Genomic DNA, 14,841 nt, shown 5'->3' with positions numbered 1-14,841 from the left:
CGCGGATTCGTTACCTCTTTTTAATTTGAAATAAAAAAACGGAATCCAGTTCGTCCACAATGAGTACAAGGAGAGACATCCAATATGACTACTTATGATTATCCCCCTATACAGGCTATCTTTATCGACCGGGATGGCACCATTGGAGGAACAGATGAAATACAATACCCTGGTGAACTGGAGCTATTTCATGGAGTTGAAGAATCCATCCAGAAACTATCTGGACAGGGTATTCAATTGTTTGGATTCACGAATCAACCGGGCATTACAAAAGGTAATTCAACGATCAAAGCTTTTCAGCAGGAGATGAGGCTTTTTGGCATTGAGCATACTTATGTTTGTCCTCACCCTGCTGAGGCTCAGTGTGAATGCCGTAAACCACGACCAACGATGCTCAAACAGGCAGCACTAGAACATGATTTGAATCTTGAACAATGCATTGTTATTGGAGATCGGTGGTCTGACATGACTGCTGCGCGTGCAGCTGGCTGTTTATGCATATTGGTGTTGACCGGATCAGGGATAGAGTCCCTAGAGGAGAATCGTACCCGATGGGAAGCACTGGAAGCGGACTTTTTGGCTACTGATTTTAACGCTGCGGTACAGTGGATTTTACAAATTAGGGAGAAGCCAATCGAGGATGTTATTATTCGCCAAGCTTGTGCCGAAGATGCGCCTCGCCTGCTGGAACTACATCGGGCACTGGATCGTGAAAGTACCTATATGCTCTATAATCCGGGAGAGCGTAAGACTACGCTGGGCGGGCAGGCTCGTTTTATAGATCAGTTGAACGCTACTTCTAATAGTTCAATCTGGATTGCGGAACATCAGGGCAAGATCATCGGCCATCTTACGGTCATTGGGGGCACAGCAGAACGTATCCGACATCGGGCGAGTATCGTTATTGGAATAAGACAGACTCATACTGGTCAAGGCATTGGCAAAAAGCTAATGTCAGCAATGGAAGAATGGAGATCTACTGCGGACATTACTCGCCTTGAGCTGACTGTTATGAGCCATAATTTTAATGCGATAGCTTTATATCATAAGGTTGGTTTTAAACAGGAAGGAATCAAGCCTAAGTCTTTATTGGTAAATGGTACATATGTGGATGAATTTATTATGGGTAAGCTTTATTAGGACAATAACAAGAGTAGCTTAACTCTTTAGAAGAGAGAGGATTTCAAAAAAACGTAGTTTGCTTAAACTTTTTCTAGTCTGCTGCATCCCCTCATGGAATACCAACCCCAAAACTGTTATACTGAAATATGCGTTTTGTAAAAGGAACGTAAAAATTTCAGATAAGGGTTGAAAGCGACCATGTTTAATTCCAAAAATGAGCGGACCTCATCACGGACTTTATTTGCCGTGTTATTTATTCTTATGCTGCTGAAGCTGTCGCTTTTGCGGTATTTCTTTTTCCAGGGTCTGTCCGGCATCGGTTTCGTTACTGACGCATTGGGGGCCCTGACCGTGGTATGCATCCTCGATCTGATCGTGCCCAAAGGGTGGAAGCGTTCAGTGTACGCAGGTTTTAATGTGTTGTTCTCGCTGGTATTGTTCGCGGCGACACTTTATAACGTACATTTCAGTTCGGTTCCCACATATACGGCACTCAGCGAACTGGGCCAAGTCGCCCAAGTGAGGGGCAGTATCGGGCCTTTGGTGCGACCTGAGCACTTCCTGTTTTTTGTGGATATCGTACTCGCTCTGCCCGTATGGTTTATCTTGCGCAGTCGACGTGCCTCAGCTCGTAACAGCAGCTATCGCGACAGCGGACTCCATTTCGGCAGAAGCCGGAGAAGGTATTGGGGCAAGTTGGGTGTAGCCCTTACGGCTGCATTTTGCATCGTGCTGTCAGGCAGCTTCATTGTCAAAGGGGAAACGATTGATAATGAACTGGTTCGTGCCGAAAATCTCGGTTTCCTGAATTATCAGGTGTCATCGGCGATTCTGACGAGCAAAGAGAATGAAGCCATTGCGAATGGCAACATTAACGAAACCATCGACAAGATTAATCAACTGGTTAGCAAGTATCCGTATCAAGATCAATCGAGTCAGGGTACGGCTATTAAAACCAAATATTTTGGTCAGGCCAAAGGAAGCAACCTGATTGTCCTCCAACTGGAGTCATTTCAAAACTTCCCGATTAATGCTTCTCTCGACGGTCAAGTACTAACCCCGGTTCTGAATGATCTGGCCAAAGAAAGCTATTATTTCTCTCATTTTTTCCAACAGATCGGACAGGGAAATACATCGGATGCTGAGTTCATGTCAAACACATCCATCTATCCAACCGGAGTTGTACCTATGTCAGCAGGGTATAGTGACCGTGATCTGCCAAGTCTTCCGAAACTGCTTGGGAAAGAAGGATATGAATCTGAAACGTTCCACGTTAATGATGTCACCTTCTGGAACCGGAACAAAATGTATCCGGCGCTTGGATTCAATCGGTACTTCGACAAACCCAGCTTCAAGAATGATAAGTTTAATGATTTTGGACCATCGGATGAGGAGCTATATCGTGTAGGTGTGGAAAAAATGGCTGCGCATCAGGCTGCTAATCAGCCGTTCTATGCTCAGTTCATTACAGCATCCAGCCACTCGCCGTTTACGGTTCCGGCGGACCGGGCGAGAATTACCATCCCGGCCACTATCACAAATACGTTACTGCGTGACTACCTGCAGGCGATCAATTATACGGATTATGCAGTAGGTCAGTTGATCGATGAACTCAAGGCAAATGGGTTGTGGGATAACACAACACTCGTTATATATGGCGACCATTTCGGTCTGCCGGCAAACGATGAGATTACTCAGCAGATCCAGACCAATCTGGGCTTGCCCTATGACGGTAAAGTTAGTCGTTTCAACATCCCGCTCTTGATCCACACGCCGAAACAGGCGAAAGGTCAAGTTATAGAACAGCCTGGTGGTCAATTGGATATATTGCCAACGGTGATGAACCTGATGGGTGTCTCTTTGAAGGAAGAGAAATTCACAGCCTTTGGACACGATCTGCTTAACATGGACCATAATGCGTTCGGTATCCGGTATTACTTGCCGACAGGTTCATTTGTGAACAATGACATTATGTTTATTCCGGGTGCGGGCTTTGATGATGGAACAGCCTACTCGTTAAAAACGTATGAACCCGTCACGGATCTCGAGCCGTATCGTTCTGACTATGAGCACGTGCTCAGCTTGATGAAGCTGTCTGACGAGTATGTGAAGCTGTTACCCAAACGTGCACCGTAATTGAATTTTTAAATGTATGAAATACTATAACGTCACTGGCTCACGAGCTGGTGGCGTTATTTGTTTATTCATCGTAAATCGAAACGTGTAATGAAAAGCAGATAACCTTTGAAACTGTAATCAATAATGTTACAATGTAAGATGCAGCCACTAACGCAGATGACGAAAGGAATGAATATAGATGAAACTTAGTGTACTTGAACATGGACATATTAATGAAGGACGGACGGTACAGGATACCCTTCGGGAGACGGTAACTCTTGCCAAACATGCGGATGAACTGGGCTTCTCCCGCTTCTGGATGTCGGAGCATCATGGCAGCGGGGCACTGTCATTTTCCAGTCCGGAAGTTATGATTGCACACGTTGCAGCACATACCGATCGAATTCGCGTAGGTTCAGGCGGCGTTATGCTGCCCCATTACAGTGCATATAAAGTTGCCGAGAACTTCCGTTTGCTGGAAGCGCTACACCCTGGCCGAATCGACCTTGGTATTGGCAGAGCACCGGGAGGCATGCCGATTGCCAGCAGGGCTCTGAATGAAGGGAAGTCATCGAATGTGCAATTCTTCCCGCAGCAGATTGCCGATCTGGGTGGATACTTTCATGAACAGCTGCCGGAAGATCATCGTTTTGCATCCTTAGTAGCCGGACCATCCGTACCAACTGTTCCCGAAGTATGGCTGCTCGGCTCCAGTTCCGAAGGTGCGCGAATTGCTGCGGCACAAGGGACCGCTTACGCGTTTGCCCAATTTTTCGGAACGCCGGGTGGAGAGGAAGCGATGAAGCATTATCGCAGACATTTCAAGCCTTCCATCCTGAATGACAAACCACATTCCATGATTGCGGTGTCGGCATTCTGTGCAGAGACTGAAGAAGCAGCCGCTGAACTGGCTCGCAGCAATGAATTATTCTTCCTGCGGCTTGGCCGGGGTCTGGAGCAGAACTCATTCCCATCCCTGGAAACGGTGAACAACTATCCATTTACGGCCATGGAGATGGAACAGATCCGTCAACGCCGTTCTTTTTCCATTGTAGGTACACCTGATCAGGTAAAAGACAAAATTACGGCAATGGCTGAACGTTATGAAGCGGATGAAGTTATTATTGCATCAGCGATTCACTCATTCGAGGATCGTTTGCGTTCATTCAGCCTGATAGCGGAAGCCTTTGGTATAAAGCAGGATTAATCGGTACTGAACGGGAATTAGTATTCTGAAATGGCTGGAGCCTTGCTTAGCAAGGTTCCGGTTATACTCTTGCGTGATCAGGGAGAGGAGAGATTCACATTCGCAGATGTGTCGTTAGTGATATTCATGGCTGTTACGACGAATTCAATGCTCTGCTTGAGCAGGCAGCATACGATCCGGAGCAGGACGAGCTGATTTTGTTAGGTGATTATGTCGACCGCGGACCGAAGAGTAAAGAGGTCGTGGAACAGATTATGCAGATGCACGAGCAGTACAATATTATTGTGATCAAAGGAAATCATGATGCGATGATGGTCAAAGCGCTGAACCATGATGTCGAGGACTATGACAAACACTGGATTCGTAATGGGGGCTTACAGACGCTGGCCAGCTATGTTGAGGTTTCTTTGGATGATGAGCAGTTGGACTGGGATGTTTATACTGAAGCCAAACAGTGGCTCCGTACACACTATGAGCATCATCTTCGTTTTTTGGAACAGCTTCCCCTTGTATACGAAATTCCTGGTTATATCTTTGTACATGCCGGGATTAATCCGGATGTGGAGGATTGGCGGACTCAGTCAGAGCGTGACTTCATTTGGATTCGGGAGCCGTTCTATTCAAGACCAACATCGCTCAAGGAGACAGTGGTATTCGGTCATACTCCAGTCAAAAATTTGCATAACGAGTCAGGTGTCTGGTTTGACCCCAGTGGAGACAAGATTGGCATTGATGGCGGATGTGCTTATGGTGCTCGATTGAACTTGTTGGAGATCAGCGAAGACGGGAGTCTACAGACTCTTTTTGTGAAAAGAGGAGAGACCCGTCAGGGTCCCAAGGTTTAATCCACACGGCGAATTTCAAATAAATCATTGGGTGTGATATCGAAGTATACACAGAGTTTCACAATGAGGGATGCAGAAATCTTTTTCTTATCCATATTCGTGTTATGCAACAGCTCCATAATGGTTGTTCTACGATGTCCAATTTCTTCTGATAATTTGTTGACAGACATGTTGTTGTGCTTTTTCAAGATCTCATCGAGTTTGCAGTGTAGTGTGACTTTATCGAAATCCATAGTGATCCTCCAGCAAGATTATTTAAAAGTTTTAGTTGGAGATGGTTGCACTTTCAAAGTGCAGATGATATATTTGGAATATGAATTGCACTATGATAGTGCAAGTTGTCTTCTTGAAACTAAAAATTCAATTTCAGACTCCTAAAGTGGAGGGGATTGATGGATGAGAGACGTTACACCTATGGTAAATCAACAGGCTGTAATACATATTGTTAGGAAGAAGCCAGTTTGGACTGAGTTGGCAGCTATACCTGATGGCATTCATTTCTATCATATTACAGATTCATTGGGAAGAAAATGGAGAACCATTGGTCAGCATATCACAGATGCTATTGAAGTTTTTGGTTTTGGATATCGCGAACCTTGGACAATCATCTTGGAGCAGGCTCCGTATGATTCTGAATTGAGTGTAGAAGAACTTCTACGGAAATTGAATGTCACCATGTACGACGAAGAGTTAATCTGTGATATGCATATCATATTAAATACTCTTGATCGACGCAATGAGTTTGTCCAGCGGATTCTGGATATAAATCCACATAGCATATTTCAACTGTTGTATGAGTTAAAGGCAGAGTATCTGGTGCAAGACTCGATATCAGAGGTCAGCTTTAAACAAAAGTATAAATTAAATCCCGTTGAAGCTCTAACCTTTTACTTTCTTGAGAATGTGGATTGGCATACATACCGACAATGGATCGAAGCTGGCGGAACGGCAGAGTTGTGCATTCGTTTACGGAATGATAATCCATATATAAGCCTGACTGAAGCTATCGAAAGGGCGGAGCAGAATTGATGCTCACTGTGAGTATAAAGGCGAGACTCTGACATGATTTTGTAATTAATTCGCTGTAAAGGGATTGGAATTAAGCCTTATTAACGCTATAATCAGTAAGGGTATGCTTGAATTATTACATTTTATTAATCTAAATCAGAATTGACGGAGGGCTATTAATATGGAAAAAGCATTAATCTTCGGTCACAAAAATCCCGATACGGATACGATCTGCTCGGCCATTGCCTATGCAGACTTGAAAACAAAATTGGGTCAGGACGTTGAAGCTGTTCGTCTCGGCGAAGTAAACGGCGAAACTCAATTTGCACTGGACCAATTCAAAGTGGCTGCGCCACGTCTGATCAAAACAGCAGCTAACGAAGTGAACAAGGTCATCCTGGTTGACCACAATGAGCGTCAACAAAGTGTCAGCGATATTGAGGAAGTGACTGTTGTTGAAGTTATCGATCATCACCGGATCGCAAACTTTGAGACAAGCCAGCCTCTGTATTTCCGTGCAGAACCTGTAGGTTGTACAGCAACCATTTTGAATAAATTGTACAAAGAAAACGGTGTGGAAATCAGCGCACCGATTGCTGGTCTGATGCTGTCCGCAATCATTTCCGATTCCCTGTTGTTCAAATCCCCAACATGCACAGAGCAAGATGTAGCAGCAGCACGTGAACTGGCTGCCATTGCTGGTGTGGATGCAGATAGCTATGGTCTGGAGATGCTGAAAGCGGGCGCGGACCTGAGTCAGAAAACGATTGCTGAACTGATTTCCCTGGATGCGAAAGAATTCGCTATGGGCCAAGCAAAAGTGGAAATTGCACAAGTGAACGCGATTGACGTGAATGATGTGCTTGTGAAACAACCTGAGCTTGAAGCAGCGATTGAAGCAATTATTTCCAGCAAAGGTCTCGACCTGTTCGTATTTGTCGTAACCGACATCCTGAACAACGATTCCGTTGCATTGGCTTATGGTGCTTCCACCAAAGCTGTAGAAAAAGCGTACAATGTAACATTGTCGGATAGCAGAGCGCTGCTCAAAGGCGTAGTATCCCGCAAATCGCAAATTGTTCCAGTTCTGACCGAAGCGTTCAACTCGTTGTAAGATGCACAAAACCGACGTATAACCATTACGTCCAGATATATGATGAATATTCAGTTACAACATCCAAGCCTGCTCTTGATCTGTCATAGGTCAGGACAGGCTTTTGTTGTAGAGGAGGATGTACCATGATCAAAAATGAAAAAATTAAAGCGACTGAAGTCCAGCTGACCGGCCTGAACGGTGAAGATCTCGGCATCATGTCTACTCGTGACGCACTTGCACTTGCGAAGCAGCATAAGGTGGATCTGATTTGTATGTCTCTAATGACCAGCCCGCCGCCATGCAAACTGATGGGCGCTGGAGCAGCGAGACAGGAAAAGCAGCAAGAGAAGAAGAAGGCGGTAAAATCCCCGGATAAACGTAAAGTGAAGGAGATTCGACTGAACCTGCAGATGGAAGACCACGATCGGGAGACCAAGCAATCTCAGGCAGAGCGTATCCTGACGAAGGGGGACTCGGTGAAGCTCGTCATCCAGGTGCATGGAGCCAAGGAAGGAACAGCAGGCAAGGAATGGGCAGAACAGCTGTGCAAATCTCTGGCTGAGTATGGCAGTAAAACGACAGGTATTCAGGTGAGCGGCAAACAGGTCGTTGTACAGTTAGACCCCATTGGATAACAAAGATGAACGAATTCAGCTGAATAACAAGGAACAGTGGGACAATACGGTCGTTATTGGGCTGGCTTTCCCTAATGTTCTAATAACCCCGTGAAGCAACAGTTGACCTGCTGCTCTACGGGGTTTTCAGCATGAAATATCGTTATAGCAATTCTGTACTCCTAATGATAATCACGCTTCAAGCTGTTTAGACTCGCAAGTAACGGCTGCCGCCGATGCGTACATACAACTGTCCCGGCAAGACCGGAGTAGATGAGGCTGTTTGTGAATTCGAGTTACTGTTCTTGGCGTAGCGGGATAGATATAGAAAGTCCGGATAAATTACCGTATCCATCAAATAGGCTGACACTGTACTTCCAGGAATGCGGTTTTGATTCAGTGAACGAATGATTTCTTCCCCGCTTGCAATCCCGATTCCATGACCATAATATACGTCTTCACGAAGCATAATGGTATTCTCTCCCTGCCACTCTGGTGTTTCAGGGGAAACGTCCGGATTTTTGAAGTACAATACGTCTCCAGGAAGCGCAGAGTCGCTGCCGTTCTTCTCCGTTAATCGCAGATCGCTGTCATAGTGCCAGTCGTAGAGCAGCAGATTGCGGAACAGTGAATTGAAATCATCTTCCCGAATACTGTTCAATACTCCGCCATAAAGGACAATCACAGTCGCTGTTGCACATTCAAAGGCATACAAATGACCATTCTTCCATATGTCCCGGATTCCTTCCGCAGGCGTTACCTCAGATCTTAGTTCAAAGCCACCTTCAGCATTTCGGTTCCAATAGGCAGGATTACATCTGGATTTCTCGAACGAGGCAAAGCTGACCCCGCTTCGATCGAGCGCTTCTGCTGCATCCACCAGAGACTCGCGCAACGTCCATTCAAAGTGAAGATGATCCATGGATTGATATGTGTATACTGTTGGACTGTTCTGTAGTTGCTGTAACCAATGCCATGCAAAAGCAGACCAATCCGAACGTACCAGCTCAATCGGTTGATTCGCAACAATGATCATAATCATAACCTCCAGTATCATTTGGATGTTCAGCCTTGTACAAACCGGTATGCACGCGTATTCTGTAGTATATGACGACACTTATGCGATTTTGTATGTCTACAAGTACAGACAGCATGAACACACGATAAGAATGTCGATTATTGCCTGGAATTTTTGTTGATCTCGTTTATAAATCATGACATTTGGGGTACTACTCTTATAGATGAAGTTATGTTCAGGTCGATCTGTTCATACGGAATATATTCAGATTCCCCATAAAGGAGGATATGTGGTGTCGAATCCAATTGCAGAGAATCGCTCTCTGTTCGAGCAGTTATATACACATGCACCGATCGGCATTGCTGTTGCTTCGCATGTGAACGGACGTTGGCTTCAGCTTAATCCGGCATTTTGTGAAATGCTGGGATGCAGTGAAGATGAATTGATTGACTCACCAATTGTACATATGATCTATGAGGAAGACTTAGAGATGGAGGAGTTCAGATCCCATTTCTGGGATATGACCAATGGATTAAGTCTGATGTATGAAACTGAGTTACGGCTTAAGCGTAAGGATGATTCTCTTCTCTGGGCGACGGTAAGAGCCTGCATCGTCAGGGATGAAGTGAGCGGCGAGCCACTTTATTTGCTTGTTCAGGCAGCGGATATTTCGAAGCAGAAGGACGCGGAGAATCGATTGATTATACAGCGCAAGCAGTTGGAGGAGAGCAGTCGAATCTCAAGATTGCTGGCCGAATCCTCGCTTGATCTGATTGCCATACACCATGCCGATCCGGAGCGGACGTTCAAGTACGTATCTCCAGCCAGCAAAAGTATGTTGGGATATGATCCAGAAGAAGTTGTTGGTCAACCTGGCTTGTTCTGCATTCACCCCGACGACTTGCGTCTAGTTGAAGCTTTCGTGGCTGGTCAAATCCAGGGCCTTGCACCTGATCGAATTAGCTATCGGCTCCAGCATAAGGATGGTTCTGTTATATGGGCGGATACCATCACTCATTATGTATATGACATACAGGGAAATCTGCAGGAAATGATTGGAGTGACCCGTGATATTACAGCGAGCAAGCAGCAGCAATTAAGTCTTCAGGAGTACCAATCATTGTTCGACAGTAACCCTCTTGGAGTAGCTTCATTGGATTTGGACGGAAACCTGCTTAAGGCCAATGCAGGTCAAGAGCAATTGACAGGCCATACCAAGGAGGAACTTCTTAGTTCATCCTTTGATCATCTCATTGACCCGGTGGACCTGGATAAGACGAGGTATCATTTTGAAGAGACTGTAAAAGGAATCGCACAGAGCTATGAAGTGGGGTTGATTCACAAAGACGGACAGCGCATTGAAACAAGTGTGATTAATGTTCCCATTTTGCTCGAGGATCGTGTCGTGGGCGTCTATGGAATAACTAGTGATATTACGGAGTCTAAAAGGTATGTAGAGGAAATTGAAAATCTCAGTTACGAAAGAGCATTGATTCTCAATGCCATGTCTGAGGGAGTCATTGGCCTCGATCAGAATGGTAACCTGATATTTGCCAATCCGATTGCAACGGAGATGATGGATTTCTGTCCGTCTGAGATGAATGGCAAGCCACTTGAAGAGATCATGTTACAAATGCAAAGTGAGGGTATACCTTATCCGTCCAATAGCACTCCTATTCTTCAAGCTGTACGTGAAGGGCGAAGCCTGCCGCGATCTGAGTCTGTATTTTGGAAGCAGGATGGCTCCAGCTTCCTGGCGGAGTTCCAACTGAAACCGATAATGGAGCAGGGGGAGAATCGTGGAGCTGTACTGGTTTTCCGCGATATGACATCGGTGAAGGACATCATTCGTGCCAAGGAAGTGGCAGAACATGCGGACCGAGCCAAGTCCGAGTTCCTGGCGATTATGAGTCATGAGCTTCGTACACCTCTGAATGGAATTATGGGCATGGCCCATCTGTTAAAAGAAACAGAGTTGGATGAGGAGCAGAACGGCTTCGCCGATATCATCATCGACAGTGGTGAATCACTGCTGCACATTCTGAATGAGATCTTGGATTTCAGTAAGATTGAAGCAGGAAAAATGGATCTTGAACGCCAGCCAGTGGATATTAAATCTGTTCTTGGCGGGGTCATGGAACTATTTGCGCTTAGAGCTTCCGAAAAGAATATTGAACTATACTGTGAAATGTCAGAGCAGATTCCCGAACGCGTACGAGGCGATGAAACTCGCATTCGTCAGATTCTGATTAATCTAGTAGGCAATGCCATCAAATTCACGGAGAAGGGAAGCATTCAGGTTCACGTGAACGTTAAGCCAGCGGAATTTTACAATGAGAATCATCTGATCTTGTCCGTTTCGGTCAAAGATACGGGGATTGGCATTCCGTTCAATAAGCAGCATCAACTGTTCCAGTCTTTCTCACAGCTCGATCCGGCTATCAATCGCAAATATGGAGGCACAGGTCTGGGGCTGGCCATCAGCAAGAAGCTGGTGGAACTGATGGGCGGCGCCATTGGTGTACAGAGTGAGACAGGTGAGGGGGCGGATTTCCACTTCACCCTGTTACTTGAACGATGGAAAGATGAGTCCACGGATCAGATTGAAGAGGTGGTTGATCCCGACCTGAAGCTGGATCGAACAAGTTTGGCAGCGGGGATCAAAATTCTTATAGCTGAGGATCAGTCATTGAACAGCCATTTGCTGGAGGAAATGCTTCGTAAGCACGGCGGTCTATGTGATATCGTGGAGAACGGTGCAGAAGCGGTGAAAGCATTGGAAAGGGAAACATACGACCTTCTCTTTATGGATATCCAAATGCCTGTTATGGATGGGATTGAAGCGACCTGCCGGATTAGGCAAACCCACCCTGAAATTCCGGTCATTGCTGCCATCACGGCATTTGCAGGAGCGAACGACCGTGAAGCTTGTCTGAAATGCGGTATGCAGGACTTTATCAGCAAACCGTTCAGCTCTACGGAAATAAGTCGTGTGCTAAACACATGGGTTCCGTACATACGCTCCCAGCATGAGCGCTGATGGGCTGCTTGTGTCAAGTTATCGAAAAAAATAACCTGCCTCTGAAATTCAAGGGCAGGTTATTTTGGTCTTCCGTGGATGTTGGTAGTAGCCTGACAGATGTCAGGACCATCCTCCAATTAATCCCGAAAGGGTTACACACTCGTCATCTTCCAGTTCTGCAATTAGGGTAAGTTCTTCGTTGTCATTGGGGTCCACCGAGAATAATTCACGACGTCCGTCTTCGTGGACAATAATGACCAACTTATTACCGCTTTTTGTATCAAACTGGTACTTCACTCCGATACCAGGCAATGGGCATTCCCGGATATTCATGAAACCTGTCACCTCTTTAGCTTTTCCATAGTTAAGTTAACCGTTCACACAGTACGGATGTATTCTACTATCCATAACACCATTTGGCAAGTCAGAAATGAAATAGTAGTCATCTCCTCCAAGCTTCTTGCGCTGTGGTTAGTTATACATTCCGACTCTGTCGGGTTCGTCTGCGACGGACCATGAACCAGATAAGTAATGCAATGATCAGCACCAAGGCAATGCCCCCCGTAATTATAATGTTCCGAATATTCGGGACCTGTACGGTCAAATCTAGCTTATTCGTATTCAGTGGTGAGACGTGCCAAATTAGGGTTTTTCCGTGATCTTCGACCAGATCTGCATTGGAATCCTGCACTTTGATTGGCAGCGTCAGCTTGAAATCAAAATTGACATCTTTCAGTAGCAGGTTTTTGAGAAATCCGGGGACCTTATTAATTTGGTCTTTGACCTCACCATCGGGTATGGTCTGCATCAGGTCTGCTTCCGCAGCAATATGCAATTTGGAAGTGAAAAATCCAGGTGTAGTGGATTGCTCCATTTTGATTCCATCAGGTAGATCCGACGTGCTGAAGGTAGAGACGGTATTACTTTTCTCATAATGGGTCGTCGCTTTGAGTTGTGTCCGATCTCCCTGGTCCGAAACTTCGGCCTGGAAATTATTCTGCTTCAACGTATTTGCGAGCATTGTCATGAGATTGTCTTGTCCCATCATTCCCAGGGCTGAGTCGGTTACGCTGAGATTCAGGGCCAGATCGGATGAACCGTCCATATTAACCGTGACATGAGCTTCACCATCAGCGCAGGCGGATAGTATAAACAGCATAAGAGTTAGTAAAAAAGCGAGTAATAGCTGACGATAATAGGGTATGCGAGTCGACATTCAGTTCAAACCTTTCTGCGTATAATCCAATTCCAATTCATAGAAGTATAGTATACACCGTAAGGATGGCGGATGAAACTTTGTTCACTATAAGAGCAAGGTAGATCGTACGCTATGATATGATATATCTATAAAATTAGAGTGAAAAAGTAGGCTCCGAAGCATTAAAGGAGAGATTGGATAATGACAGCAAGTGAACATTTGGATGCAGATCCGGTGATGTGGAATAATCGAATGAATGACATACCGGTTGGAATTACAATGAAAAAGGACACGATATATGGAGTGGAAATGAAGATTTCGTATTTTTGTCAATGTTCAGTCAATTCAAAATGGGTTTCACCGTGTAAACTGATAGTAGTGTGAAGAAATACGGAGCAGGGGGGTTACATTCATGACATATATCATTATTATGGGTATTATTATGGTTGTGGGAATGGTCGGAATGGGCTGGTTCTACAAGATTATGGACAACGATCAACACTAGCGTATATTGAAAAGAAATGTGAAAAGACAAGCCTATAAGCTGGCTTCGCAATGGATGCGAGGCGGGCTTATTTGTATATAATGCCAAAAAGTCTAAATATAGCATGAAATAATGTCGGATTTAAGTGGTATGCTTGTACATGGAAATGTTTTACACTTACATCTGTAAGCGTTTACATCAAAATTTACGGGAGGCTAACATTATGGGTTTGAAGATGAAAAAAAGATCAGGCAAGAAAGCATGGATGCTGCTGGTCATGTCATTACTGATTGCGGCCGTTCCAATTACAGCCAGCGCAGCATCGGATTCCACAGCGTATGCCAAACTTAATTTCAGCAACAACAAGTATTATATATTCAACAATAGCTGGGGTAGCTCAAGTGTCAGTGGCTGGTCCCAGTCCGTGTATGTGAACAGTAATACTGATCTGGGTTACGTTTGGAACTGGCCAACGACTGCCGGTGGAGTCAAAGCTTATCCTTCTCTTGTCAGCGGCTGGCACTGGACTGAGGGTTTCACGCCAGGCAGTGGGCTGCCAACGCGATTGTCTGCGAACAAAAGTATCAATACCGGAGTAAGTTATTCTAAGGCGTCCAACACTACAGGGGAATATAATAATGCGTATGATATCTGGCTGCATGACATCGGCAATGCGACCTGGTCAAGCACACCCACCGAGGAGATTATGATCTGGAACGATTGGACTTCCGGTGTAGGTCCTATTGGTTCCAAAGTGTTCTCGGATGTATCCATTGGTGGACAAACCTATGATCTGTATCGCGGCGAGATTACGGACAACGGAGTGCATCAATGGTGGGTATACTCGTTCCTGAAGAAGTCAAAATCACCTAACAACTTTAGCATCAACGTCAAAAACTTCACTGATTATCTGATCTCCAAAAGTTACTTTACCAACAGCAAATATGTAAGCAGTGTTGAATATGGAACCGAAATTACGAAAGGCAGCGGCCAGATCAATTACTCTAACTGGTATGTGAACGTGCAGTAACGGCTCTGTTTATACGCTTATTCCTGATTTAATGAGATGCTGCTCGGAGGAAAACCCATTTCCTGCTGACGCAGCATCT

General features: G+C 45.2%; 13 protein-coding genes. 9 read left to right on the top strand and 4 right to left on the bottom strand.

Features of this window, described 5'->3' with window-relative positions; all coding sequences use genetic code 11:
* The first annotated feature begins 84 nt into the window (after window positions 1-84).
* The 4 genes from gpAD87_RS32885 to gpAD87_RS13780 all read left to right on the top strand — a co-directional run bounded on the left by gpAD87_RS32885 (window position 85) and on the right by gpAD87_RS13780 (window position 5,292).
* Window positions 85-1,140, top strand: coding sequence for an HAD-IIIA family hydrolase (locus gpAD87_RS32885; protein WP_064638886.1), 1,056 nt, complete (start codon window positions 85-87; stop codon window positions 1,138-1,140).
* Between the two features lie 180 nt (window positions 1,141-1,320).
* Window positions 1,321-3,258 carry an LTA synthase family protein gene (locus gpAD87_RS13790; RefSeq protein ID WP_064638885.1) on the top strand — a complete coding sequence of 646 codons (1,938 nt, stop codon included), beginning with the start codon at window positions 1,321-1,323 and terminating at the stop codon, window positions 3,256-3,258.
* A gap of 181 nt (window positions 3,259-3,439) precedes the next feature.
* Window positions 3,440-4,447: an LLM class flavin-dependent oxidoreductase gene (locus gpAD87_RS13785; RefSeq protein ID WP_064638884.1), complete on the top strand. Its 1,008-nt coding sequence runs from the start codon at window positions 3,440-3,442 to the stop codon at window positions 4,445-4,447.
* A 92-nt stretch (window positions 4,448-4,539) separates the two neighbouring features.
* Window positions 4,540-5,292: a metallophosphoesterase family protein gene (locus tag gpAD87_RS13780; RefSeq protein ID WP_331710914.1), complete on the top strand. Its 753-nt coding sequence runs from the start codon at window positions 4,540-4,542 to the stop codon at window positions 5,290-5,292.
* On the opposite strand, the gene gpAD87_RS13775 is transcribed toward gpAD87_RS13780, so the two are convergent.
* On the bottom strand, window positions 5,289-5,525 hold the full coding sequence (locus gpAD87_RS13775; protein WP_064638882.1) for a helix-turn-helix domain-containing protein: 237 nt from the start codon (window positions 5,523-5,525) through the stop codon (window positions 5,289-5,291). The two genes, gpAD87_RS13780 and gpAD87_RS13775, sit on opposite strands and share 4 nt — an antisense overlap.
* Before the next feature lie 181 nt (window positions 5,526-5,706).
* Between gpAD87_RS13775 and gpAD87_RS32570 the strand changes: the two genes are divergently transcribed.
* The 3 genes from gpAD87_RS32570 to infC all read left to right on the top strand — a co-directional run bounded on the left by gpAD87_RS32570 (window position 5,707) and on the right by infC (window position 8,031).
* Entirely contained in the window at window positions 5,707-6,321 is a 615-nt protein-coding gene (locus gpAD87_RS32570) for a hypothetical protein (RefSeq protein ID WP_231952558.1), read from the top strand.
* A 160-nt stretch (window positions 6,322-6,481) separates the two neighbouring features.
* Window positions 6,482-7,414 carry a manganese-dependent inorganic pyrophosphatase gene (locus gpAD87_RS13765; RefSeq protein WP_063563370.1) on the top strand — a complete coding sequence of 311 codons (933 nt, stop codon included), beginning with the start codon at window positions 6,482-6,484 and terminating at the stop codon, window positions 7,412-7,414.
* Window positions 7,415-7,539: 125 nt separating this feature from the next.
* Window positions 7,540-8,031 (top strand): translation initiation factor IF-3, encoded by a 492-nt coding sequence (gene infC, locus gpAD87_RS13760; RefSeq protein ID WP_063563371.1) that lies wholly within the window; start codon window positions 7,540-7,542, stop codon window positions 8,029-8,031.
* Window positions 8,032-8,218: 187 nt separating this feature from the next.
* Here infC and gpAD87_RS13755 read toward each other — a convergent pair whose 3' ends face one another.
* Window positions 8,219-9,046 carry a protein-glutamine gamma-glutamyltransferase gene (locus gpAD87_RS13755; RefSeq protein ID WP_072732542.1) on the bottom strand — a complete coding sequence of 276 codons (828 nt, stop codon included), beginning with the start codon at window positions 9,044-9,046 and terminating at the stop codon, window positions 8,219-8,221.
* Between the two features lie 274 nt (window positions 9,047-9,320).
* Here gpAD87_RS13755 and gpAD87_RS13750 point away from each other — a divergent pair, with 274 nt between their 5' ends.
* Window positions 9,321-12,068: a hybrid sensor histidine kinase/response regulator gene (locus tag gpAD87_RS13750; RefSeq protein ID WP_197521419.1), complete on the top strand. Its 2,748-nt coding sequence runs from the start codon at window positions 9,321-9,323 to the stop codon at window positions 12,066-12,068.
* A 102-nt stretch (window positions 12,069-12,170) separates the two neighbouring features.
* Here the strand turns inward: gpAD87_RS13750 and gpAD87_RS13745 are convergent, their stop codons facing one another.
* Together gpAD87_RS13745 and gpAD87_RS13740 are read right to left on the bottom strand one after the other, a co-directional pair.
* On the bottom strand, window positions 12,171-12,383 hold the full coding sequence (locus gpAD87_RS13745; RefSeq protein WP_053779896.1) for a hypothetical protein: 213 nt from the start codon (window positions 12,381-12,383) through the stop codon (window positions 12,171-12,173).
* A 142-nt stretch (window positions 12,384-12,525) separates the two neighbouring features.
* Complete coding sequence (locus gpAD87_RS13740) at window positions 12,526-13,266, bottom strand: hypothetical protein (protein ID WP_090805728.1); 741 nt, start codon at window positions 13,264-13,266, stop codon at window positions 12,526-12,528.
* A gap of 689 nt (window positions 13,267-13,955) precedes the next feature.
* Between gpAD87_RS13740 and gpAD87_RS13730 the strand changes: the two genes are divergently transcribed.
* Window positions 13,956-14,762, top strand: a complete 807-nt coding sequence (locus gpAD87_RS13730) for a glycoside hydrolase (RefSeq protein WP_231952556.1) — start codon at window positions 13,956-13,958, stop codon at window positions 14,760-14,762.
* Window positions 14,763-14,841: the final 79 nt, after the last annotated feature.

It is taken from the genome of Paenibacillus sp. AD87 (genome assembly GCF_001659845.1).
In the GTDB taxonomy this organism is placed as follows: domain Bacteria; phylum Bacillota; class Bacilli; order Paenibacillales; family Paenibacillaceae; genus Paenibacillus; species Paenibacillus marchantiae.
Note: the sequence above shows the minus strand (reverse complement) of the source record. Positions and strands in the feature narration are given on the sequence as shown.

What these genes read in the sequence shown, in the direction of transcription:
- infC (WP_063563371.1), top strand. Translation starts at nt 7,540, where the DNA reads ATGATCAAAAATGAAAAAATTAAAGCGACTGAAGTCCAGCTGACCGGC.
- gpAD87_RS13785 (WP_064638884.1), top strand. Translation starts at nt 3,440, where the DNA reads ATGAAACTTAGTGTACTTGAACATGGACATATTAATGAAGGACGGACG.
- gpAD87_RS13790 (WP_064638885.1), top strand. Translation starts at nt 1,321, where the DNA reads ATGTTTAATTCCAAAAATGAGCGGACCTCATCACGGACTTTATTTGCC.
- gpAD87_RS13740 (WP_090805728.1), bottom strand. Translation starts at nt 13,266, where the DNA reads ATGTCGACTCGCATACCCTATTATCGTCAGCTATTACTCGCTTTTTTA.
- gpAD87_RS13755 (WP_072732542.1), bottom strand. Translation starts at nt 9,046, where the DNA reads ATGATCATTGTTGCGAATCAACCGATTGAGCTGGTACGTTCGGATTGG.
- gpAD87_RS13765 (WP_063563370.1), top strand. Translation starts at nt 6,482, where the DNA reads ATGGAAAAAGCATTAATCTTCGGTCACAAAAATCCCGATACGGATACG.
- gpAD87_RS13775 (WP_064638882.1), bottom strand. Translation starts at nt 5,525, where the DNA reads ATGGATTTCGATAAAGTCACACTACACTGCAAACTCGATGAGATCTTG.
- gpAD87_RS32885 (WP_064638886.1), top strand. Translation starts at nt 85, where the DNA reads ATGACTACTTATGATTATCCCCCTATACAGGCTATCTTTATCGACCGG.
- gpAD87_RS13745 (WP_053779896.1), bottom strand. Translation starts at nt 12,383, where the DNA reads ATGAATATCCGGGAATGCCCATTGCCTGGTATCGGAGTGAAGTACCAG.
- gpAD87_RS32570 (WP_231952558.1), top strand. Translation starts at nt 5,707, where the DNA reads ATGGTAAATCAACAGGCTGTAATACATATTGTTAGGAAGAAGCCAGTT.
- gpAD87_RS13730 (WP_231952556.1), top strand. Translation starts at nt 13,956, where the DNA reads ATGGGTTTGAAGATGAAAAAAAGATCAGGCAAGAAAGCATGGATGCTG.